This is a genomic window from Sulfitobacter sp. DSM 110093, assembly GCF_022788715.1.
Classification (GTDB): domain Bacteria; phylum Pseudomonadota; class Alphaproteobacteria; order Rhodobacterales; family Rhodobacteraceae; genus Sulfitobacter.
The window spans coordinates 611,837-633,060 of sequence record NZ_CP085167.1; the positions used below are offsets into that span (position 1 = coordinate 611,837).

The 21,224-nt window shown below is 56.6% G+C and carries 19 protein-coding genes and 1 tRNA gene; 6 read left to right on the plus strand and 14 right to left on the minus strand.

What is annotated here, in order from left to right:
- Positions 1-263 precede the first annotated feature (263 nt).
- The 5 genes from DSM110093_RS02975 to rpmH form a co-directional block, all read right to left on the minus strand.
- On the minus strand, positions 264-1,805 hold the full coding sequence (locus DSM110093_RS02975) for a bifunctional diguanylate cyclase/phosphodiesterase (protein WP_243266616.1): 1,542 nt from the start codon (positions 1,803-1,805) through the stop codon (positions 264-266).
- Between the two features lie 107 nt (positions 1,806-1,912).
- Entirely contained in the window at positions 1,913-2,782 is an 870-nt protein-coding gene (ttcA, locus tag DSM110093_RS02980) for a tRNA 2-thiocytidine(32) synthetase TtcA (RefSeq protein ID WP_243266617.1), read from the minus strand.
- Positions 2,783-2,848: 66 nt separating this feature from the next.
- Positions 2,849-3,070: a membrane protein insertion efficiency factor YidD gene (gene yidD / locus DSM110093_RS02985; RefSeq protein ID WP_243266618.1), complete on the minus strand. Its 222-nt coding sequence runs from the start codon at positions 3,068-3,070 to the stop codon at positions 2,849-2,851.
- Positions 3,067-3,489: a ribonuclease P protein component gene (gene rnpA / locus DSM110093_RS02990; protein WP_243266619.1), complete on the minus strand. Its 423-nt coding sequence runs from the start codon at positions 3,487-3,489 to the stop codon at positions 3,067-3,069. The genes yidD and rnpA overlap by 4 nt, the downstream gene beginning before the upstream one ends.
- Before the next feature lie 26 nt (positions 3,490-3,515).
- Positions 3,516-3,650: a 50S ribosomal protein L34 gene (rpmH, locus tag DSM110093_RS02995; protein ID WP_007118882.1), complete on the minus strand. Its 135-nt coding sequence runs from the start codon at positions 3,648-3,650 to the stop codon at positions 3,516-3,518.
- 317 nt (positions 3,651-3,967) lie between these two features.
- On the opposite strand from rpmH, the gene DSM110093_RS03000 reads away from it, so the two are divergent.
- The 4 genes from DSM110093_RS03000 (at position 3,968) to DSM110093_RS03015 (ending at position 7,667) form a co-directional block, all read left to right on the plus strand.
- Complete coding sequence (locus DSM110093_RS03000) at positions 3,968-4,702, plus strand: TVP38/TMEM64 family protein (protein ID WP_243266620.1); 735 nt, start codon at positions 3,968-3,970, stop codon at positions 4,700-4,702.
- On the plus strand, positions 4,699-6,120 hold the full coding sequence (locus tag DSM110093_RS03005) for an FAD-dependent oxidoreductase (protein WP_243266621.1): 1,422 nt from the start codon (positions 4,699-4,701) through the stop codon (positions 6,118-6,120). The genes DSM110093_RS03000 and DSM110093_RS03005 overlap by 4 nt, the downstream gene beginning before the upstream one ends.
- Positions 6,121-6,128: 8 nt before the next feature.
- Entirely contained in the window at positions 6,129-7,514 is a 1,386-nt protein-coding gene (locus DSM110093_RS03010; RefSeq protein WP_243266622.1) for a HAMP domain-containing sensor histidine kinase, read from the plus strand.
- 76 nt (positions 7,515-7,590) lie between these two features.
- Positions 7,591-7,667, plus strand: a tRNA-Arg gene (locus tag DSM110093_RS03015).
- A gap of 375 nt (positions 7,668-8,042) precedes the next feature.
- Here the strand turns inward: DSM110093_RS03015 and DSM110093_RS03020 are convergent.
- Genes DSM110093_RS03020 through DSM110093_RS03055 form a run of 8 tightly spaced genes read right to left on the minus strand, consistent with a single transcriptional unit; the run spans position 8,043 to position 16,770 of the window.
- Positions 8,043-8,708 (minus strand): hypothetical protein, encoded by a 666-nt coding sequence (locus DSM110093_RS03020; protein ID WP_243266623.1) that lies wholly within the window; start codon positions 8,706-8,708, stop codon positions 8,043-8,045.
- A gap of 11 nt (positions 8,709-8,719) precedes the next feature.
- Positions 8,720-10,072, minus strand: coding sequence for a DUF3131 domain-containing protein (locus tag DSM110093_RS03025; protein ID WP_243266624.1), 1,353 nt, complete (start codon positions 10,070-10,072; stop codon positions 8,720-8,722).
- A complete protein-coding gene (locus DSM110093_RS03030; RefSeq protein WP_243266625.1) occupies positions 10,069-11,895 on the minus strand; it encodes a cellulose synthase catalytic subunit in 1,827 nt (608 codons plus the stop codon). The genes DSM110093_RS03025 and DSM110093_RS03030 overlap by 4 nt, the downstream gene beginning before the upstream one ends.
- Before the next feature lies 1 nt (position 11,896).
- Positions 11,897-13,021 (minus strand): acyltransferase, encoded by a 1,125-nt coding sequence (locus DSM110093_RS03035; protein WP_243266626.1) that lies wholly within the window; start codon positions 13,019-13,021, stop codon positions 11,897-11,899.
- Positions 13,022-13,044: 23 nt separating this feature from the next.
- Positions 13,045-14,787, minus strand: coding sequence for a DUF3131 domain-containing protein (locus DSM110093_RS03040; RefSeq protein WP_243266627.1), 1,743 nt, complete (start codon positions 14,785-14,787; stop codon positions 13,045-13,047).
- Positions 14,788-14,795: 8 nt separating this feature from the next.
- Positions 14,796-15,230 carry an ATP-binding protein gene (locus DSM110093_RS03045; RefSeq protein ID WP_243266628.1) on the minus strand — a complete coding sequence of 145 codons (435 nt, stop codon included), beginning with the start codon at positions 15,228-15,230 and terminating at the stop codon, positions 14,796-14,798.
- 17 nt (positions 15,231-15,247) lie between these two features.
- Positions 15,248-15,592, minus strand: a complete 345-nt coding sequence (locus DSM110093_RS03050) for an STAS domain-containing protein (RefSeq protein WP_243266629.1) — start codon at positions 15,590-15,592, stop codon at positions 15,248-15,250.
- 2 nt (positions 15,593-15,594) lie between these two features.
- The gene (locus tag DSM110093_RS03055) at positions 15,595-16,770 is read right to left on the minus strand and encodes a SpoIIE family protein phosphatase (RefSeq protein WP_243266630.1); all 1,176 of its coding nucleotides are present in this window, start codon (positions 16,768-16,770) and stop codon (positions 15,595-15,597) included.
- 294 nt (positions 16,771-17,064) lie between these two features.
- On the opposite strand from DSM110093_RS03055, the gene DSM110093_RS03060 reads away from it, so the two are divergent.
- Complete coding sequence (locus DSM110093_RS03060) at positions 17,065-17,607, plus strand: heme NO-binding domain-containing protein (protein ID WP_243266631.1); 543 nt, start codon at positions 17,065-17,067, stop codon at positions 17,605-17,607.
- Between the two features lie 31 nt (positions 17,608-17,638).
- A complete protein-coding gene (locus DSM110093_RS03065; protein ID WP_243266632.1) occupies positions 17,639-19,375 on the plus strand; it encodes an ATP-binding protein in 1,737 nt (578 codons plus the stop codon).
- 26 nt (positions 19,376-19,401) lie between these two features.
- Here the strand turns inward: DSM110093_RS03065 and DSM110093_RS03070 are convergent, their stop codons facing one another.
- Entirely contained in the window at positions 19,402-21,075 is a 1,674-nt protein-coding gene (locus DSM110093_RS03070) for a hypothetical protein (protein ID WP_243266633.1), read from the minus strand.
- Between the last annotated feature and the right edge of the window lie 149 nt (positions 21,076-21,224).

Genomic DNA, 21,224 nt, shown 5'->3' on the forward strand with positions numbered 1-21,224 from the left:
TTCAACAGAGTGCGGGGCCAAAGGTCAAGCGGAATCGGGTAGGATCACGGGGCGTATGGGGTGGTTTTGCTCCATCTGGCATGGGTTTTGCGGAGTTTTGCCGGGGTGAGTTGATGGGGTTGGTTGCGTGGCGGCTTTGGCCCATCGCGCAAGCCGGGAAGTTCTTGGGGATTGTGAAACGGTTACTGGCTTGTCATGCGCTTCTCGTTTGCCTGCTGCGGCTAAATGTTGGTTTTTGCTGATGCTTGGGCAAAATGGACTCGCTATGTTGCGCGGCCGTCCATGATACGTGGAACATCTTGTAGTTTTGCATTGTGGCGGGCAATCCAGTCGAGTGTTTGTTCAAACGGCATGGGGCGTGCGATGCCGAATCCCTGCACATGATCACAGCCAAGTTGCGCCAGCAAAACATGCTCTCCCACCGTTTCCACCCCTTCGGCAAGGGTTTCGACGCCGAGCCTTTCGGCCATGGTGAGGATCGCACCAATCATACGCTGTTGGTCCGGGTCTCGGTCCGCTTTCATGACGAACGACCGATCAATTTTGATCCGACTGACCGAAAAACGGCGGATTGAGGCGATGGAGGCATTGCCAGTGCCGAAGTCATCAAGGTCAATACGGCAGCCCAGCTTGCCCAAGGCATTGATATTTCGCGTGATCACATCGTCGGGGGTAGATGCGACGACAGTCTCAAGAACTTCGACAGCAAGTCTTTCTGGGCTCAGATCAAAACGGTCTAGTTCCCAAGTTATTTTGTCGACCAGCCGGGGGTTGGCAAGTTCGCCCCCTGCGAAGTTCACGCCAATCTGCGGCACCTCTGTGCCGGCGCTGTCCCAGGCTTTGAGCGCGGCGAAGGAATGGTACATCATCACCTCGGCCAATCGTTCTAGAAGGCCGGCTTCTTCGATCGCGGGTAGGAAATCCGAAGGGGGGATCATGCCGCGCACCGGGTGGTTCCAGCGTGCCAAGGCTTCAAACCCGGTAATTTGGCCTGTGTCGGTTGAGATTTGCGGCTGGAACCAAGGCTGAATTTGGCCGCCATCCAAGGCGATCAAGACGTCCTCGCGCAGTTCTGCGCGGTTTTCGGTTTCGCGCCGCATCTGATCAGAGAAGGCACGTATGGAAGAAGGTCCGTGTTGTTGCGCAATACGCAGGGCGGTGGCTGCAGCAGCAAGCCATGCGGCGCCATCGGGACCCGGGGCGCGGGTGTTGAGGCAAAAGCCAACCGAGGCGGTTAGATAAACGGTCACGCCGTCGACAGAGATAGGCTCCTCCAATGCTGTCTGAACCCTTCCAGCGAGCTGGATGCAAAGCTCCAGATCAAGCTGGCGGACTGGGGCCATGCAGATCGCAAAACGTGCCTCTCCCATTTTGCCGATATTGTCGTCATCCCGTAGGACGCTAACCAGACGTTGGCCGCTTTGTCGGACAATGGTGTCGGCAGCTGCATGACCGTAACGTTCGATAAGCTGATCGAATTCCTCAAGTGCGATGAAAAACGTCGCTGACAATCGCCCCAGTGATTGGGCGCGCTGAAAGACTTGTTCGGTCTGTTCTTCAAAAGTGCGGCGCTGAAGTATGCCGCTGACCGCATCCCGGGGCAACATTAGCCCCCTACCGAAACGCTGTCCTGCAAGGTATAGAAGCGGCAGCGCGGCGGAGGTCGTGATCAACGCAATTTCACCGCCAAGCCAAAACGCAAGCAATGACAGTGCAGGAAGGAAAGCCAGAGCCGCCTGTCCGCTGAGCAAAGCGGCAAACGATTGGCGCAGCTGCGTTAGCCCAGAACGCTGGTAAAGTGCCATCGCGATATCCCTATCTTATGTACGCAATGTCTGCGCCTTCGAAAGTGGAATATCGCCTTTGGGGTGTGCCGTGGGTTAACAGAGAGCAGTTTCTTGTGGATTCTTATCTAAAATTGTTCTTGCTTCGTACCCTCAACGTTCCGCATCAGCCCCGCAAAGTCGAAGAGATTTGGATCCAGAAGATGCGAGGGGCGGGCATTCATCAGGGCCCGGAACATCACCTGCCGTCGGCCGGGGCTATTAGTCTCCCAGCCATCGAGAATCGCCTTTACCTGCTGACGCTGTAGCCCGTCTTGAGACCCACAGAGATCGCATGGAATGATCGGGTAATTCATCGCTGTGGCAAAGCGTTCGCAATCGTTTTCTGCCACATGGGCTAGGGGGCGGTAGAGGAACAAGTCACCTTCCTCGTTAACCAGTTTGGGGGGCATCGTTGCCAGCCTCCCGCCGTGAAAGAGATTCATGAAAAAGGTTTCTAGAATGTCATCCCGGTGATGCCCTAACACCACGGCAGAGCAGCCCTCCTCCCGCGCGATCCGGTAGAGGTTGCCGCGGCGCAGGCGGCTGCAGAGGGCGCAAAAAGTCCGCCCGGCGGGGATCTTGTCCATCACGATCGAATAGGTGTCTTGGTATTCAATTCGGTGCGGCACCCCCATCTTTTCGAGGAATTCAGGCAGCACGGTCGCGGGGAAATTTGGTTGGCCTTGGTCAAGATTGCAGGCCAAAAGATCGACAGGCAGCAGGCCGCGCCATTGCAATTCATGCAGGACCGCGAGCAAGGTATAGCTGTCTTTTCCGCCGGAAAGGCAGACCAGCCATTTGGGCCTCGGCGCGCCCTCGGCAGTCGGCTCCACCATGCCGTATTGGTCGATCGCCTCGCGGGTCATACGGACGATACGCTTGCGCAGCTTCTTGAATTCGGTGCTTTGCGGAGCACCGGCAAAGAGGGGGTGAATCTCGTTGGTTTGGTCCAGCATCATCGGTCTTTCGCTATCTGCTCTGCTTCACCTAGGGCATTTTGCCCCTCTGTCGCAAGCGCGGCGCTAGTCTGGAACGTTGTCGATCCCGCTGCGGCCCCATGGATGACAGCGGGCGATGCGCCGCGCGGCCATCCATCCGCCACGCAACCCGCCATGTTTTTGCAAGGCTTCCAATGCATAAGCGCTGCAGGTGGGGTGGTAGCGACAATTGTAGCCAACCCAAGGGCTGAAAATCAGCCGGTAGCCACGAACTGGCAGCGCTAGCAAAGTCGCCAAGGGGGTCATTTGCGCGCCCCGTGCAGGATGCCAAGCGCACGGGTGAGATCGGTCAGCAACTGATCGAAGGGCAGGGCTGCGGTCGCCTCGCGGCGCCCGACAAAGACATAATCCATGCCCGCTTGGCCCGCCTGCGGCAGGGTCAGCCGGGCGATTTCACGCAAACGACGTTTGGCGCGGTTGCGGGCAACGGCGTTGCCAACCTTTTTCGAGCAGGTAAATCCCACACGAATGGGCGCCGCGCTGGGCTCTTCCTCCCGGCGGGGTCGCATTTGCAGGATGAATCCCGGGGTCGCCACACGTTTGGCGCGGCTTGCACGCTGGAAATCCGCCCGTTTGGTCAGGGTTTCCAAACGCAGAGAAACCGCCGGGGCAGGGTTCCCTTTTGTGGCGCAAATGCCATTCAAGGGTGCCTCCGGCGGTGTCATATTCTGGTTCCGAAGATCGAAAGCGCTTACGCGCTCAGCGATTTCCGGCCCTGTGCGCGGCGTGCGTTGATGATCTTACGACCGGCTTTGGTGGCCATACGCGCGCGGAAACCATGGCGCCGCTTGCGCACGAGGTTCGAGGGTTGAAAGGTGCGTTTCATCGCTCCGTCTCCATTTAAAGCTGGCTGGGCACGGAATCACTTAGAGGGTTCCACCGCGGCCAGCGTCAATTCAAGCCCGTCCTCTAAAGCGGGAGGGCGCGCAAGTCAAACCCCCTGACAGGGAAAAACCGCGCTTTGCAACAAAATGCCGGTCCGTAGGGGCCAGATTGTTTCAGTTTGCCCCCGTACCCTGCAAAATCGGCCCTTTGCGCACAAGTCCTATCAACCACGCGTGAGGAGCCTGTTCGTGCGGGTCGCGGCACGCCATCATTATAGAAACACAGATGGTCTGATGCAGGCCCAATGGAAGTGATGACATGAGCCCCAATGACCAAAGTAAACCAACGCTAATGCGTTATCTGCCCCTCGCGGTGATCGTGGCTGTTGCCGCCATCGGCGCGTTTACCCTGCGTGATTACCTGAGTTTCGACGCCCTGCGTGAGAATCGCGAGGCGCTTATCGCCTTTCGTGACAGCAACTATCTGCTGACCGCGCTGGCCTTTGTCGCCGCCTATGTGGTGATCGTGGCCTTTTCGTTGCCCGGTGCCACGGTGGCGACGCTGACGGGTGGGTTCTTGTTTGGGCTGTTTCCGGGTGTTCTTTATAATGTGGGTGGCGCGACAATTGGCGCGATCGTGATCTTTCTAGCCGCGCAATGGGGTCTGGGCGACCGGCTGAAAGAGCGGATGGATGCCTCTGAAGGGGTGGTGCGCAAGATCAAGGCGGGGATCGACGAGAACCAGTGGTCAATGCTCTTCTTTATCCGGCTCGTGCCGGTGGTGCCGTTCTTTGTTGCGAATCTGGTGCCGGCCTTCCTCGGCGTGCCGCTGTTTCGCTTCGCGATCTCAACGTTTTTCGGCATCATGCCGGGGGCGCTGGTCTTTACCTCTGTCGGGGCGGGGCTAGGTGCAGTCTTTGCCCGAGGCGAGACGCCGGACCTCGGGATCATCTTTGAGCCCCATATTTTGCTGCCCATTCTGGGCCTTTGCGTTCTGTCGCTGCTGCCTGTGGCGATCAAGACATTTACCGGCAAAAAGGATCTGCTGAAATGACCAACCGTATCAAGACCGACGTTCTGATCATCGGCGCAGGCTCTGGCGGGTTGTCGGTGGCAGCGGGGGCCGTGCAGATGGGCGCGGATGTGACGCTGCTGGAAGGGCACAAGATGGGTGGCGATTGCCTGAACTATGGCTGCGTGCCCTCAAAAGCTCTGATCAAAAGTGGCAAGACCGCCCATGCCCAGCAACACAGCGCGCTGTACGGGGTCGAAAATGCCGCCGGTACGGTGGATTACGCGGCGGCCAAGGATCACGTGGCCGATGTCATCTCGCAAATCGCGCCGGTCGATTCGGTTGAGCGCTTTGAAGGCTTGGGCGTGCGGGTGATCCGTGAATACGGGCGTTTCATTTCCGATAAAGAAGTGCAGGCAGGCGATACGATTATCACCGCGCGGCGCATTGTTGTGGCCGCAGGGTCATCCCCTCTGGTGCCGCCGATCACGGGGCTGAAGGATGTGCCCTATGAGACCAACGAAACCCTCTTTGAGCTACGGGAGAAGCCGGAGCATTTGATCATCATCGGTGGCGGGCCTATCGGCATTGAAATGGCGCAGGCCCATGTGCGGATGGGCTGCAAGGTTACGGTGATCGAAGGCAGTCGTGCGCTTGGCAAGGATGATCCAGAGCTGGCCGAAGTTGTTTTGCAAACCATGCGCGACGAAGGTGTGGTCTTCGAAGAGGGCAGTGATGCCGCCAAAATCAGCGGCGCGGCGGGCGCGATCACGGTTGAAACCAAGGATGGCCGGGTGATCAATGGCTCGCATCTGCTGATGGCCGTGGGCCGCAAGAGCAATATCGACCGGCTGGACCTCGATAAAGCGGGGGTGGAGACCACCAAGGCGGGCATCAAGGTGGACGACAGCCTGCGCAGCAGCAACCGCCGCGTCTATGCCATTGGCGACGTGGCGGGCGGTCTGCAATTCACCCATGTGGCAGGCTATCACGCCGGGGTGGTGATCCGCTCGATCCTGTTTGGCCTGCCGAGCAAGACCAAGCTGAATCATATCCCTTGGGTCACCTATGCCGCGCCGGAACTGGCACAGGTTGGGCTGACCGAGGCGCAGGCGCATGGGGAACATGGGGATAAGCTGGAGGTTGTGCGTTTTCACTATAACCACAACGACCGCGCCATCGCCGAGCGTCAGACGAAAGGTTTTATTAAGGTTATGGTGGTTAAAGGTCGCCCAGTTGGTGCCAGTATCGTGGGCCATCAAGCGGGTGAATTGATTTCTTTGTGGTCGCTGGCGCTGGTCAATAGCATGAAGATGAGCCAAATTGCGGCTATGGTCGCCCCTTACCCCACGATCTCGGAGATTAACAAACGCGCTGCGGGTGCCTATTTCAGCCCGCGCCTGTTTGAAAGCGCGCTGGTCAAGACGGTCGTGCGGGCTGTGCAGCGCTTGCTGGCTTGAGATAGCTTATGATCCACTCGCTTTCTGGCCGTCTGCTGATCCTCACCACCATCTTTGTGATGCTGGCCGAAGTGCTGATCTTTGTTCCTTCGATCGCGCGATTCCGCGAGGAATATATGCTGACGCGGTTGGAAAGGGCGCAGATTGCGTCATTGGCGCTGCTGGCTGACGACATGCTCGACCCGGAGCTGGAAGAGGAGCTGCTGCGCAACGCCGAAGTTTTCAACGTCGTCTTGCGCCGGGATGAGGCGCGGCAGCTGATGTTGGCCTCTCCCATGCCGCGCACCGTGTCGCAAACCTATGACCTGCGTGATGCCACTGCGATGGTGCTGATCCGCGACGCGATGCTGCGGCTGTTCCGGCCCGGCAATGAAGTTGTGCGGGTGATCGGTGCACCCGTGCGCGAGGCGGGGTTGTTGATCGAAGTAACGATGGAAACCGCGCCGATGCGTGTCGCCATGCTCGACTACGGGATTCGGATCCTGATGTTGTCGGCGGTGATCTCGGTTATTACGGCGGTGCTTTTGTTTTTTGCCATGCGTGCCTTGTTGCTAAAGCCGATCAAGCGGGTGGCGGGCCATATGCAGCGCTATGCCGCCGCGCCCGAAGATGCGCGCCGAATCTTTGAGCCATCCTCCAGCGTGACCGAGCTGCGCGAGGCCGAAGAGGCGCTGAAAAAGCTGCAAACAGACCTGACGCAGGCGCTGAAACAGAAAGAGCGATTGGCCCAACTTGGCAGCGCGGTGAGCAAGATCAGCCATGACCTGCGCAATATCCTAACCTCGGCGCAGCTGTTCACCGACCGCATTGAGATGTCAGAAGACCCTACCGTCAAGCGCATGGCGCCAAAACTGGTTGGTTCGATCACCCGCGCGGTTCATCTGTGCGAATCGACGCTGGCTTTCGGCAAGGCCGAAGAGCCGGGGCCGACGCTGACCCTTATGGCGCTGGATGAACTGGTAGAAGAGGTGATTGATGGCGAACGCCTTGCCGATCCCGAAAGCGAGATCAGCTTTGCTGCCGACATTCCTGCCCATCTGACTGTGCGTGCGGACCCTGAACAGATGTACCGCGTGCTGGCTAACCTGATGCGCAACGCCCGTCAGGCGATCATAGCCACCGGCAAGCCGGGTGAGGTGCATCTGCGTGCCGAAGATGGGGCAGGGGCCTGGTGCATCACAGTCAGCGATACCGGCCCGGGCCTGCCGCCCAAAGCGCGCGAACATCTGTTTACGGCGTTTCAGGGCGGTGCGCGCAAGGGCGGATCGGGGCTGGGTTTGGTTATCGCGTCGGAACTGGTGCGCGGCCATGGCGGCACTTTGGCGCTGCGCAGCACTGGGCCCGAAGGCACGGTTTTTGACATTACCCTGCCCAAGGGCGACGGCACTTTATAAACTTTCGAAGAAAATTGCATTTCCTCAAAACGAGGGCTTGCAACTCTCCGGGGGTAAGACTAAACCCCCGCTTAGTGGACCGATAGCTCAGCTGGATAGAGTACCTGACTACGAATCAGGGGGTCGGGGGTTCGAATCCTCCTCGGTCCGCCACTTCTCCAAAAGCCTTTCAGTAGGTGATTGATCTGGGACGGAAATAGTGAATAACGAGAGCCAGCGGCTTTTGATTGCATGACTATTTGCGTGACATTCGGGTATAGTGGCTGCTCTTGCATATAGAAGCCGCCATGCCCAAAGCCTTAAAGCTGACCCTGCGCGGCGAGACTTGGTATCTCATGCGGCGAATCCCGAAGCGGTATGAGCATGTTGAAACGCGCAGAAGAATCGTCTCTATTTCGCGCGAGACAGACTCTTACATCCTGACATGCCAAAAGGCTCTTACATCCTGACATGCCAGAAGGCGCCGCAGGATACAGTGCAAAACCGGCATTGTTAAAGGCTAAGATCGAGGCTCCCGCCAAGTGCCACTTACTCAGCCGCCTCCAGACACAAAGCCGATCGTACAGCACGGATAGCGTTCGTAAGCGGCATCTCATCCGCAGCGCTATCCAGAACTTCATTCAGCGCTCTGCGCGTCTTATTCCCTACGAAACCGTCTATCGGGCCCGGATCAGCCCCCGCTTCTACAAGCAACATCTGAAGTGTCATGCCTTCGGTTTCGCCCTGAATTTCCTCAGCACTGCAAGGGGAAGGGCTCTCGGCCTCCGGTTCCGGGTCGGTGTTGTCGATGGCGGGCGCGGCTTGTGGTGGTTCGGGCTCGGGCTCACTGACGGTTAGCACTTCGCCACGCAGGCAGGAGGTCAGGCGGTTGGTGATTGCGAAAGCCTCTGCTGGCGGGCTGCCATTGGTATTGGTCGCACACTCTTGGGCTTGGTCCGGGCAGGCAAAGGTGATCTCCCAGCCTGCGCGCTCCCTGCTGGGTTTCAAATAGCCTTCGCCGTTCGCATACATCGCATAGAGAAACCCCCTGATTGTACCTTCCTGCCAAAGGCCGGGAAACTGGGGGGAAGGGACATCGGCATGGCGGGTGACCACGTCGATGGCGCTGGGAAATGGCGTATCGAAGGTGGACGAGACGCAGGGCGCCGTATCGGCCATGGCCGCCGGTGCGCAAAGCGCGAGCAGGAGGTGCAAGGCGGCCCTGTTCACGGGGCCGCGTGGATCAGAGGGCCGTGAACCCGAAAGGCGAGGGCGGCGAGAATCGTCGCATTCGTATTCGTGGTGATCGATACGTTGGTCGAACCGTCTTCTTCGTAGATGCCTTCGGGCCAACCCCGTTCCATATCCGCGAGCGGCGCAATCGCGGCAATCAATTCGCGGGTGTAGTCCGTGCCAAACAGGGCATCCATCGCAAAGGATACCTTGGTGGTGATGGTGCGTTTGCTGTCCAGACGCTCCCCTTTGAAGGTCATCACCGCCCAAGGGGCGCCGCCGCCCCAGACCGAGGCGTAGGCGAAATAGGGCGCTTCGTCCAAATGCGACTCGCTCACGGCGGTAAGTATGCCAGTCTCACGATAGCGGGCCTCCTGGGCCTTATAGATGGCGGTCGCGAACCGGTGCGAGCGGGCATCGAAGCCGAATTCCAAGCCGTCAAAGATATAGGGCTCGCTGACGGTGAAGGCGGGGGTGACGTTGCGATGCAGCCGCGTATCGACGGGGATGGGCTGGCCCAGCACGTCTTTCACCATCAAGTGATCTTCGGCACGGTAGGCATTTACCATATCATAACCGAAAAGCATCATGGCTTTCGCGGCATATTGTTCGTAGCCGACCCGCCCTTCCTGATCGCGGCGCAGGTTGTCATCGGCGATATTGCCTCCAATCAGCCGCCCGTCTTCGACCATTTGGGTAAGGTCCCATTTATCGAGCAAGGCGGTGACATCGGGTGCCAGTTCGGGATAGCGGTTTGCGACCTGCCCAAGCGCGCCGACCATGCGCGCGATGTCTAGGGCCGACCAACCCAGCCCCCGCTCGACCGGGCGATTGCCGTAGTCAACCAGTTCGGCAGTTTGGACGTTATAGGCCTTGTTGGGCAGGATATCGTCGAACAAACGCAAGGCGCTGAGGGTTTCTACAGCCAGTGATATGCGGGCTTCCGCTTCTTCAGGCTCAATCAAACCGAGCAGCTCGGCAGATATGACAGCGATGAAGTAAGACCCGGTTTCCCACATGGTCGTGGAGGGGTATTTATCGGCAGAGTTCACCAACCCCGTCGTCTCGTGGGTGTTATTCTCAAAGTAGCGCCAAGCGATCCGGGCATATTCAAGGTCATCTTCGGTGGCCTCGCCAGTGATCGCTAGCGGTAATGGCTCAACGGTTTCGAAAGCGGCAAGGTGGGATTGATTTTTCACGGCAGAAGGCTCCGTTGGCTCTGTGCTGTCTGTCGCGCGCTTATCAATGGTATTTTCGAGGGTTACAACGAGCGCCAGCCCAAGGCCCAATGCCATGAGGAATGTAATATGGCTGCGAGCCTTTATCAGATTAGAACGAAAGCTCATGCGTTCGGCTCCTCTTGGGTTTGTTCGGGTTGCCATAGGGCTGCGCGGATCATTCCGGCCATGGCCAAGCAGTTATTAAGACCCCAAAGAATATTCGCCACAACACCACCAGCAGAATGCCCAGTGCCGCCATAGATCAAGGCGCCGATGCCCCAAAGGGCACCAATGGCGGTAAAGATGATCACGGCCATTTGCGGGCGAACAAGCTCAAGAAAATTTCCTGTTTGTCGGGTTTTTGGGGTCACCTTGAAAGAGATTTTCTCTCCCTTGGCGACAGCCAGTAGCGCTTTCATGCCCAGCGGAAAAAAGGCGAGGTAGCTGCTTTTGGCGGCATAACCCGCAATCCCCCAGGTGCCGACCATGATTGCGAGTTCTAGCGTGACGAGGAAGGGGATCAGGCGGAAAAAGAACTCGTCCGAGTAGGCAGAAACGGGCGAAGCACCGGTAAAGAGATACACGACTGGGGCAAAGAGAAAGACAATGTTCCACAACGGCGCCAGATAGGAATAGAATGTGGTGCCATACATAAGCCGCTGGCCGATCGACAGGCCACGGCGAAACAGCGGATTGTCGTTCTTGAGAATATCCAAGCTGCCGCCCGCATATTTAAAGCGTTGCACGGTCCATGTCAGCAGGTCCTGGGGCGACAGCATCTTGCTTTCGACCATCGGATGCTGCTTTGACTTCCAGCCGCGTTCGCTATCCGAATGCAGGACAATCGACGTGTAGATGTCTTCGGAGACGTGGAACCGATAGGGCGTCAGAACCTCTGTTGCGGCGGATTCCGTGCGGATGGCTGCCATCAAATCCTGGGCAATCTCGCGCTCCTTGCTGGAGACGGTGATATTCTCTTCGACTGCGAAAGACCGCTGTTCGACCTTGTCGCCGAAACTGCGCAAGGCGGCCTCCATCACCGCCTCGCGGCGATGGATAGAACCGGCCCCGCAACAGAAGGCGGCATTCACCCAATTCCGACGCCGCAGGATGATGTCGTAAAACATCTTGGGGTCGTTGACGAAGGGATCCGCACCGTAAACCACAGGCCCAATCGCCCGCTCGACCGCGCGGCCGATCTTGTCGCCAAACCGACCGAAGCGGCGCTGCAGTTTGTCGGTCAGATGCTCTCCGGCGGGCAGGTCGTAGAACCACTGTGGCGTTTGAACCCAGGCCATTTTCTTGTCCCGGAAATAGCCCATCGTATGTTCGAGGAACGTCGGGAAAGGGCGGGTGTCCGCGTCGCAGATCACCATGAAATCGCCCGAGGTCTGTTCCATCGCGTTGCGGAGATTGCCAGCTTTGAAACCTTCGTTCGTGCTGCGGGTGATGTAGTTTGCCCCCTCCGCTTCGGTGACGACGCGCATTTCGGGGCGGCGGCCATCGTCAAGAATATGGATGCGTATGTCGATCGGGTGGGGGTAGGTCATTTGCTTTGCATCAAGGATCCCGAGCCGCACCAGCTCGGGGTCTTCGTCATAGGTGGCAAACATCACATCGACCGAGATTGGCCGGTCCCCTTCGGGATGGCCATCGACGACATCCGACAGAACTGCCGGGGGGCTTTCGATCTTGAGCGGATCGTCTTTCCAAAGATTGAAAACGAACAGCAACATGCCGAAATATGCACAGGTTTCGGCCAGCACCAAGGGCAGCGCAAACCACATGGCGTCGGGGTTCAGCGAATGGGCCCACCGCCACCAAATGTACCAGCCCCCGACAACCAGGGCGATTGTCGCAAGGAACTGCCAGAGCATTTCACGCAGTGGCGAATAGGGTAGCGGCGGCTCCGGCTGGCGGTCTTCAAACTTGAGGAAATAATCGTCCATTCTATGCACCAGCCAATGGCTTGGCCTTGCGCCGTTCCCAAGGCAGCGGGCCAAGGCCGATCGTCCATGCCACCATGGCCCCTTTGGAAAGCCCATAGGCCACCGCGAAAGACAGCGGCAGCGCCACCGTGTAGCGGGACAGGACAAGCAGCCAAGGTTGCATCATCTGGGACAGACCCGTTTTGAACACGAAGATATCAAAGAGGTCGATGACAAATGGATGCACAAGATACACCCCAAAACTGAACCTCGCGAAGAACGACCATTGCTTTGACCACGGCAGGAACTGCCCGCCAAGAAAGACAAAAAATACAAAGACAGGCATCAAGAAATGCCCGTAAAAGTCCCAGCCGCTTCTGATGCCCCAACCGCCGGTTTCATAGGCGATGGCAAAAAAGGGCAGGGTCGCGATATAGGCCAAGCCCGCGAAATAGAACGCAGCGCGCCGGATCAGACGAGATTCGCCTCTGGGAATGCCGTCCTTCCACAGGCCATAGATCGCGAAGGCGGCCAACCCGTATCCGACATAGCCGAATATTTTCAGCGCACGAATGATGTAGTCGCGGAAAAAGGGATCAATCCCGGTGCCCCAGATAAACGCCTGCGCGCTGTTCATGACGCCTATGGTCACCAGCACCGCGAAGCCGAACATGGGATAACGCATTGCGACCCGCATCACCGGATAGAACAAGAACAGGGCAAAGAGCGTAGGCAAAAAGTGCATGTGGTACTGGGACTTGCCCAAGATGAGATAGCCCGCCCAGTTCTTCAGATCGGTGATCTGATCCCAGATATAGGGCGTGTAGCCAAACGCCTCTGCCTTCGCCAAACGGAAGAACACATAGAAGAATGTCCAAAAGACGAAAGGCACCAGCAGCCGTTTGGCTTGCTGCCCGATTGCCGTCCCGTAGCCCGGCATCTTTCTATCGACCCGCATTGCCATCAGGAAAAGCGAAAACATAAAGAACATCTCGGAGCCCGAGAATTCGCCGATTGATCGCAGGAACACCGGAATAAGGCGCGCTGCGGGTTCTGCATCGGCAAATGGCTGCCCCGAAAAATCCGTGGAGGAGTGGATCAGCACAACGCCAATCGCCGCAAAAACCCGGTTTGCGTCAAACCACAACAGTCTTGTCTTGCTGCTTTGGCTCATGGGTTGGCAGCGGGGATTGGGCATGATTTCGGCAGAACTTCACGCACTTTTGGCGGCAGCATCTTATGCTCGGTCGGTTGGCATTCGGTCGCTCCGATTTCGCCGCCTGTCAGGACGGGGCGGCAATAGATGAATTCCTCTACAGGGATCACAGGATCGACGCGGTTGGGGTTCGCGCAGGCACAGCAGGGCACCTCTTTGATCATCTTGTTCGGGTGGCATTTGTTGTCTCGCAGGTCAGTCCCGTTATTCGCCATATCCCAGGTCTGCGTGTTGTTGTTCGCCTTCTTCAGGATCGGTCCTTGCACCTTGTACAAAAGAGCCGCGAGGATGATGCCGTTGTTGTTCGACGACTGAAGCGGGATATAGCCGTTGCCGTTTTCGTATAGCCCCTCGTAGAACCCAAGTTCGGGCTCCGAAAGATCGGCAACGCTTTCAAATAGAAGGTCGGTATATTCAGTTTCCCACAGTGCCCACATGCCAATTGCGGCTTTCGCGGCAATGGCGGCGCGGTCGGGTTGGTACTCCCCCGTAGGATCAAGCGTGTTCCAAGGGTAACCATCGGCGAAGATCGTGTCATACACGAAGTAGGGCTTGCCGTTGACCTGATGCTCCGAACGCGCGGTCACGATGCCCGTTTGCTCGAACCGGCGCTGTTGCACCAGATAGATGCGGTTGGCGAATTCCGCGCGCCAGCCGTGGCTTGCCGTTTCGCCGTCACCATCTGTGTCGGAAGGGATGTCCCACCCCAGTTCCAGACCGTCCAGAATATAGCCCTCGGTCAGGACGTAGTTCTGGTTCTTGAAAATACGGGGATCGCGCCCGTCGAAGGGCACTTTGACATCATAGATGGTCGTATAGGACAGCGGCTCGGGTGACAGGGCGCGATCGACATCGAAACCCCAAAGCGCAAACCCTTTGGCAGCGTATTCTTCATAGCCCAAACGCCCCTCTTGGACATAACGGGTGGAACCATCACCGCGTTTGAATGACCCGAACATCCGGCCATCCTCGTTGATAAGATTGCAAAAATTCCACCGCATCGGAACGTTGTCGACACTGTTTGCCAGATGGGGGTGGCGCTCTTTCAAGATGCGCAGCCAGACCAACATACGGCCGATATCAAGCGCGGACATGCCCACTTCGCCCGCCTCATTCGCGTAGTTCACCTTCTCCCCGGTCTTGGCGTTGTAAACCTTGTTGGGGGCTTCCCCTTGGTACAGGTCAAGATTGCGCAGCGTATTGAGCAGTTTGGTTGCGCGGGTGTCAAAATCCCGTTTGTCGATGACGCAAAGCTCATACGCGGAGACCAAGGCGCTGATATAGGAGGCAGTGTCCCACAAGGTGGTGGACGGATAGGCCCCTACGGCGTTGACCAAACCCGTGTCAGGCTGGAAGCGCTTTTCGAAATATGACCAAGCTGTCTGCGCCATTGCGTATTCGCGGTCGGTTAGCTGTCCATTGCGGCCAAAATGCGTTTCATCATCAAATCTTGCGCCGCGATTGCATTCTTTCCGCATATTCCCATCGCCATTGAAATCGATAATCAAGGGCGCGGAAGAGCGGATCGTCATACTGTCGTAGGGTGTGCCTTCGACGATTATATTGCCGATCGTAACCTTTTCGGCCCCTGCTTCTGCCTTGGGCGTGGCTTCTGGCGTGTCTTGGGCATGTACCAGCGGCGCAGTGGCCAAGGCGACAAAAGCTGCTGCAATGCAATTAACGAATTTAAATGACATGGGGTGCCTCATTCGCACGCTCCTTCTGCGGGGGGCATGGTGGTATGATTGGGTTCAATATCCCAGAACTTTAACAGTAGGCTGTAGCCGAAATCAGATTGGCCGTATTCGACCTCATTCGCGAATTCCATGATCAGGCCAAGCCCGCGGCCGCCTTCGGCCATTTCGTCAACCTGCGCCAAGTCGGTGGCCTTTTCGCGCAGATCGAAAGGCTCTGCGCCAGCAGGGTCAAATATCTCTATCAGAATGGCAGCGGGCTTGACCCTTAGGTTAATATTGATCTCAGCTGCGGATGCTTTTGGTCGGGCGTGGGCCACGAGGTTGTTCAGAGCCTCAGAGATGCAAAGCTCGAATTTGAACCGTGTCGGATCGGACAATGACGGCTCGACCGCAGCGCTCAGGCGCTGGACCATCGGGTCCACCGCCTCTAGGGCGTTGGACATCGTGTAGCTTTGGCTGTTCACTGGCGCTCTCGCAGCGACTGGAGCGCTGCATCGACGTTTCGGTGAATGGGCAGCACCCGATCCATGCGGCAGATACGGAACATCTGCTCCACATCGCTGTTAAGATCCGCGATCAGTAGGTCGCCGCGGTGCCCGATCTTTTTTAAGACACCGACCAGCGCGCCCAAACCGGAAGAATCCAGAAAAGATACCTGCGAAAAATCGACGATGATCTGGCTGTTGCCCTGATCGATCAGTTCGACGACCTCGTTCTTGAACCCGGTCGCATTCTGCGCTGTCAGGCGCTCTACGCCGGGGCGTACGACAGTGATGGAGTCGTCATGTTGGGTCGTATGGATCATTCTCAGTTCCTCTTAAGGGCGACGACGGTCAGGTCATCTTCCAGTGTGTTCCCGCCGCGCCAATCGGTCAATGATTGCACGATCGTCTCTGGCATTTGCTTTGCGCCGACATATGGCATTGTCCCAACCATTCGCTTGAGACGATTAAGCCCGAAGGGTGCGTTCTTCTCGTTCTCGGCCTCGGTGACCGCATCAGAGCACACCACCAATGTGCTACCTTGAGCGAGGTGAATTGAATTGTTTTCATAGGTCATGCTTGGCAGCAGCGCGACGGGGAACCCCCCATCCCCCACCATGTCGACAGCGCCTTCATCATCGACGTAATAGGGCGAAGGGTAGGCAGCCTGGCAATAGGTCAAATCACCGCTTGCTGTATCAATAACGCCACAGAACATTGTGAAATATTCGTCGTTGTCAGAGCTGTAGAACCGGTCGTTAAGATTGGCGACCAAGGCTGCTGGGTCAAAGGGCTGCCCGTCTTGCAGAGCGAATGTTCGGAAAAACTCCGGCGTGATCAGATAACCCAGTGCGACGGACAACAGCGAGGCATGAACGCCATGCCCCGACACATCGATCATGTAAAACCCCAGCGTATCCTCGTTCAAAGGAAAGCAGCCAAACATATCGCCTGAAACGAAAGACGAGGGGACAAAGGCCGAAGAAATATCAAAGCCAGACATCTCTTCCTTAAAGTCGGGTAAAAGCTGTCGCTGGGCTGCTGCTGCGGCGCGCAGATCTTCTTGAATGCGGTCGTTGGTTTCTTTCAAAATCCGTGTTCGTTCCGCAAGTTCATCCGCGTGTTGGATCAACCGTGTCGCCGCACGAATACGGGCGTTCAGCATGACGGGGCTGCGCGTTTTGTTGAGAAAGTCGTCAACCCCGGCGTCAAGCGCCTCGGTGCGCAGCTCGTCATTCTCACTACCGGTGATCATGATGATGTAAACGTAATGGTCCAAATCAAGCGCGCGTACCGCTTTGGTCAGCTGTATCCCGTCCATATTGGGCATTTGATAGTCGCTGATAACGATTTGAATCCTTGATCTGCGCAGTTCTTGTATCGCTGCTTGACCATCATCAACGGGGATCGCCTCGTACCCCAGACTTTCTATCAGTTTGGATAAGTATAGCCGTTGAACCAGATTATCTTCTGCGACGATGATCTTAAGCCGTTCTACCATCGCGTGTCTGTTCCTCCAGCTTTTGGTTCTCGCACATTGATTCATATAGATAGCAGAACTTTGTCATTTAGTTGGCAGGAATCGCAGTAAATTGTGAAAAAAGCCTTATTTCGCTAACCTTTTAAGAGGTTTGGGAGGTAAAGAGATAGAATGCTTGCGATAATGCGCCGGAGTCCACAGACTGTGGGGGCCACCCGCTGAGGTGGTAGGGGTGGCGGTTTGAGGAATGGTGGTGACACCGAAAACAATCGGCTGTGAGTGGTCGTAGCCAAGAGTGAAAGGGAGCGAGACGCGATGAAGGGTACGATTTTCGTAGAACTGGTCAACATGGCCGAGGAGGCTTTCGGCGAGGATGTTGTCGATGAGGTTTTGGAAAGCGCCGACCTTGAGAATGGCGGCGCGTTTACGACCGTAGGAAATTACCCCTGCTCAGAGCTTATTAAGATCGTCGTCGCATTTAGTGAGCATTCGGGCATCAGCGCAGAGAAGCTTCAGCGCATGTTCGGTCACTGGATGATGAACCATTTTGTCGAAAATTACGCAGAGTTTTTTGAGGGTAAGAACGACAGTTTTTCACTGCTCGAAGCGGTGGATGGCGAAATTCATGTTGAGGTTAAAAAACTATACCCAGATGCAGAGCTTCCCGAGTTTGCCACAGACCGTCTTAGCGATGATCGACTAAAGCTCACTTATTCTTCGCCACGACCATTGGTGGAATTTTGCCACGGTATGGTTGAGGCTTGCCTAGAGCGATACGATCAAAAAGCGCAGGTTGATCGTTGCCCTGTGCCGCACCAAGAGAATGCGACAGATTTTGATATTCGTTTGGAAAAGTGAATAAAGCGATCATTGAAGGTCTGATGTTAAAATGCACGATGAAGCTTTACCCGCAAAAACTGAAGTATCCCGGCGTCGCTATCAGCGCGAACAAGCCGCCCGTGCCGAAGCGGAGAAATTGCTAGAGCAGAAAAGTCGTGAGCTTTATTTGGCAAATGAAAGGCTTAGCGCCTATTCATCCGAATTGGAAAAAGCGGTACGGGTTCGCACCGAGGAGTTGGAGGAGGCGCTGAAACAGGCCGAGCTTGCGGGCCGGGCCAAGAGCCGTTTTCTGGCCACCATGAGCCATGAAATACGCACCCCCCTCGGCGGTATGTTGGGAATGATCGACCTGTTGGAGATGGACGAAACGGACCCTGACAAGAAAGAACTCCTTAAATTCGCGGCCACGGCGGGCACCAGTCTGGGGCGGATCGTGAATGACGTTCTTGATTTTTCGAAGATGGAAGCGGGTGTTTTCATACTAGAGAAAGAGAACGTCGATATTCGCGCATTGATTGAAAGTGTCTGCGCGTTGGCCGGTAGTAACGAAGCGACACGGCATCGCAACCTGAACATCGAAGTGTCCCGCGACGTGCCACATATTTTTCTGGGCGATGCAACGCGTATCCGGCAAGTCATTTCAAACCTTGTGACCAATGCTTTACGCTATTCTACCGACGGGCCGATCCATATCCGTGCTGCCGCTTCGCAACATCCGGTTGGCTGTCTGCTGAGGGTTGAGGTCGAAGATGTTGGCATTGGCATTTCCGAGGATGGCAAAAAGGACTTGTTCAAGGACTTCTCGCAAGTTTCCAATTCCTTGACTGCCGCTGCGCAGGGTACGGGGCTTGGGCTTGCGATCTGCAAACGCATTATCGAAAGTTCCGGCGGCGTGGTGGGTGTCGCAAGCGAGGTCGGCGTCGGCTCGACCTTCTGGTTTGAGGTTCCCGTCGAAACCGGTGGGCTTGCCAGTGCCGACGCTGAAGGGGGGAAACGGGATCAGCGCAACGGCAATATTCTAGATGGAAAGCGCGTGCTGATTGCCGAAGATAACATCATCAACCAGAAACTGCTTTTGACCTATGCCGATCGCCTAAACCTTGTTGCCGACCTCGCCGAGAATGGCCGTATCGCGGTTGAGATGTTCGACCCCAAGACATACGATCTGGTGCTGATGGACGTTGCCATGCCAGAAATGGACGGGCTTGAGGCGACTCAACGCATTCGCCAAAAATGGGGTGCATTCACCTATCCGCCGATCATCGCCCTGACCGCCCATTTGATGGATGCCATCGAGGAAGAAGCGAGTGTCGTCGGGATTGATACGATCCTTTCCAAGCCGATCCCCTTTGCGGAACTCAAATTTGCGCTTGAGGTTGCTTTGTGCGGTCAAGCACCCAGTGCAGACGAAGCGGCGGGAGCGGCGCAAGACGCTGTTTCGGCAACCGAAGGGCAGGGCACCTCGATCCTTGATAGAATGTGCGATGCCACCCTAGGCGATATTCGTGAGCTTTTCTCAGAAGATAAATTGATCGAACTTGCGCATAAGTATGTGGATGATTGTTCCAAACGGTGCGAGCGTTTGGAAGCTCAATTCGACGCGGGCGATGCGGCTGCAGTGCGGGCCGAGGCGCATTCGATTAAAGGCTCTTCTTTGATGTTGGGTTTTAACAATATCGGCGAGTGGGCAGGCCTTCTTGAACAGACTCCTTTGGGCGATGGGGAGCCGAGGAGTTGGTTGAACCAAATCCGAAGCGAGTTGGCGGTTCTTCGGACGTTCACATGAGCATCTGATGCGCGACCCACGCTGCGTTAAAACTTGAATTTATAGGCAACCGATACCGTTCCGCCCCAAACGCCCTCGCCGGGGGTGCTGCTGGGATTCCAAAAGAAACGGTTGTTTCCGTAATTGCTGTAGGTGACGCTCCAATCATCGTTGATCTTGTAGCTTGCCGCATAGGAAAAGTCGGGGTCCCAGACGTCTTGTTTGCCGGGCAGATAGGCATAGGCCGTCCCGCTGATGCGTAAACGTTCGGTGAGGGCGTAGCTACAGAACAGGTTGAAAGAGCTATACTCAAGGTCAAGCAGATTGACGCTGGAAGAGCAGCCGATGGTCTTGTCATTCGGTAGTTCGATCTTTGGCAAACGATAGCTGGCCCGCAGCGCGCCGGATATGAGGGAATCAAAAAACGACCCGTTGGCGCTGTCGAAACGGGCGGAGTAGTTTGAGTAGCTTAACGTGATCTTATCCGTGGCCTTGTAAGAAAGCGCATAGGTGAATTCGGCGTCAAAGGGCGATTTTTCGTTGTTATCGCCATAGCCAATCACGGAGGCTCGTAGCGTTAATTTTTCGGACAACTGCGCACCGCAGTTCAGGCTGGCCCGCGGTTTGCCAAAGCGTTTCGCACCCGTACTGTGGTGCTTGTAGCGCAGTGTCACGCTCCCGGTGATCGAGCATGCAAGCTTGATACGCTGAAAGAAGGTTTCCTTCTCAGGGGGCGTGGGTGCCGAAACCGGAATCTTCGCGACGTCAATGGCCTTTACAGTAGACGCCGTTCTTTTTGCTGGTGAAGCTGCTGTTTTGACCTGCTGTTTTGCGGTTTGAACCGCCTCGATGTTACTCAGTTTTTCAAGCTGCGGCTCGCTGCAATCCACGTCTGGATCTTCGATTGTGCAGGGCAAATGCGCTGGCTGTTCAACTGGCGCGGGCAGAATCTCTTCTACCTGCTGTGCCGCATCGACTGGCGTGACCTCTGTTTCAAACGCTGTAATCTCGGAACTGTCCGGCTCTTGCGGGGCTGCGGGTGTAGCCTCTGTGTCTGTGCTCAGGTCAGAGGGTTTGTTTTCGGGATCTGCAGGCTCGCTACCCTCTGCCCAATCGGGTACCGCATCATCTATCTGCGATGGGAGCGGCGGTGCAGGCTCTACAACCGGTGGCGTTCCTGTTCCGGCGAGGATCCATTCAGATAGATACCGTGCCAGCACTTTTCCCGAAGGAGCCGAGGGCATGTCGGGTTCCGGCGCGCCGACAGCGGGGATTAACGTGGTTTCGCCATCCTCACCATAGACGGTGCAAGCGACCCCCTTCTCGCAAGACAGACGGAACAGGGGACTGCGCAATTCGTTAGCCTGCATCACCGTGCCGGTCCCATCGGGGAATAGAACATAGCGCAGGCCATTGATTTCTCCGCGCTGGTGGCGCGACAGATGCAAGGCGCTTGGCAGGTCTTGAATGACCTCTTGTGCCGAAGGAATGGCCGGTTTTGCCGTGTTGATCACGGTTGCATCTCCAGCAGGGATATCTGCCAATTCAGCGAGGCCGTCGTCGGTCACCGGCTGCGCCTGAACGGTCGTCGCCAGAGGCAAGTTGACCGATGCCAGCAGGAGACACTGGATCAAAGCACCGGGGAAAGACGCCGGCCAAAACAGGCTGCAACGGCGCGGCGCGGCACCCTTCGTCACTGTTGTGGACTGATCGATCGGCATGTTGCTAATTAGCCCTTGGCTGAAGTCTTCAGGCTTTTCCCGATTGCACTGCTGCGGCCCCTGACGCCGATGTTGGGCGGGCGGCGCAGCCGCAAATTACCAAGAAACCAGAACCGCTCAAAGCCGTATTTGCCGGGAGTTCTCAGCTA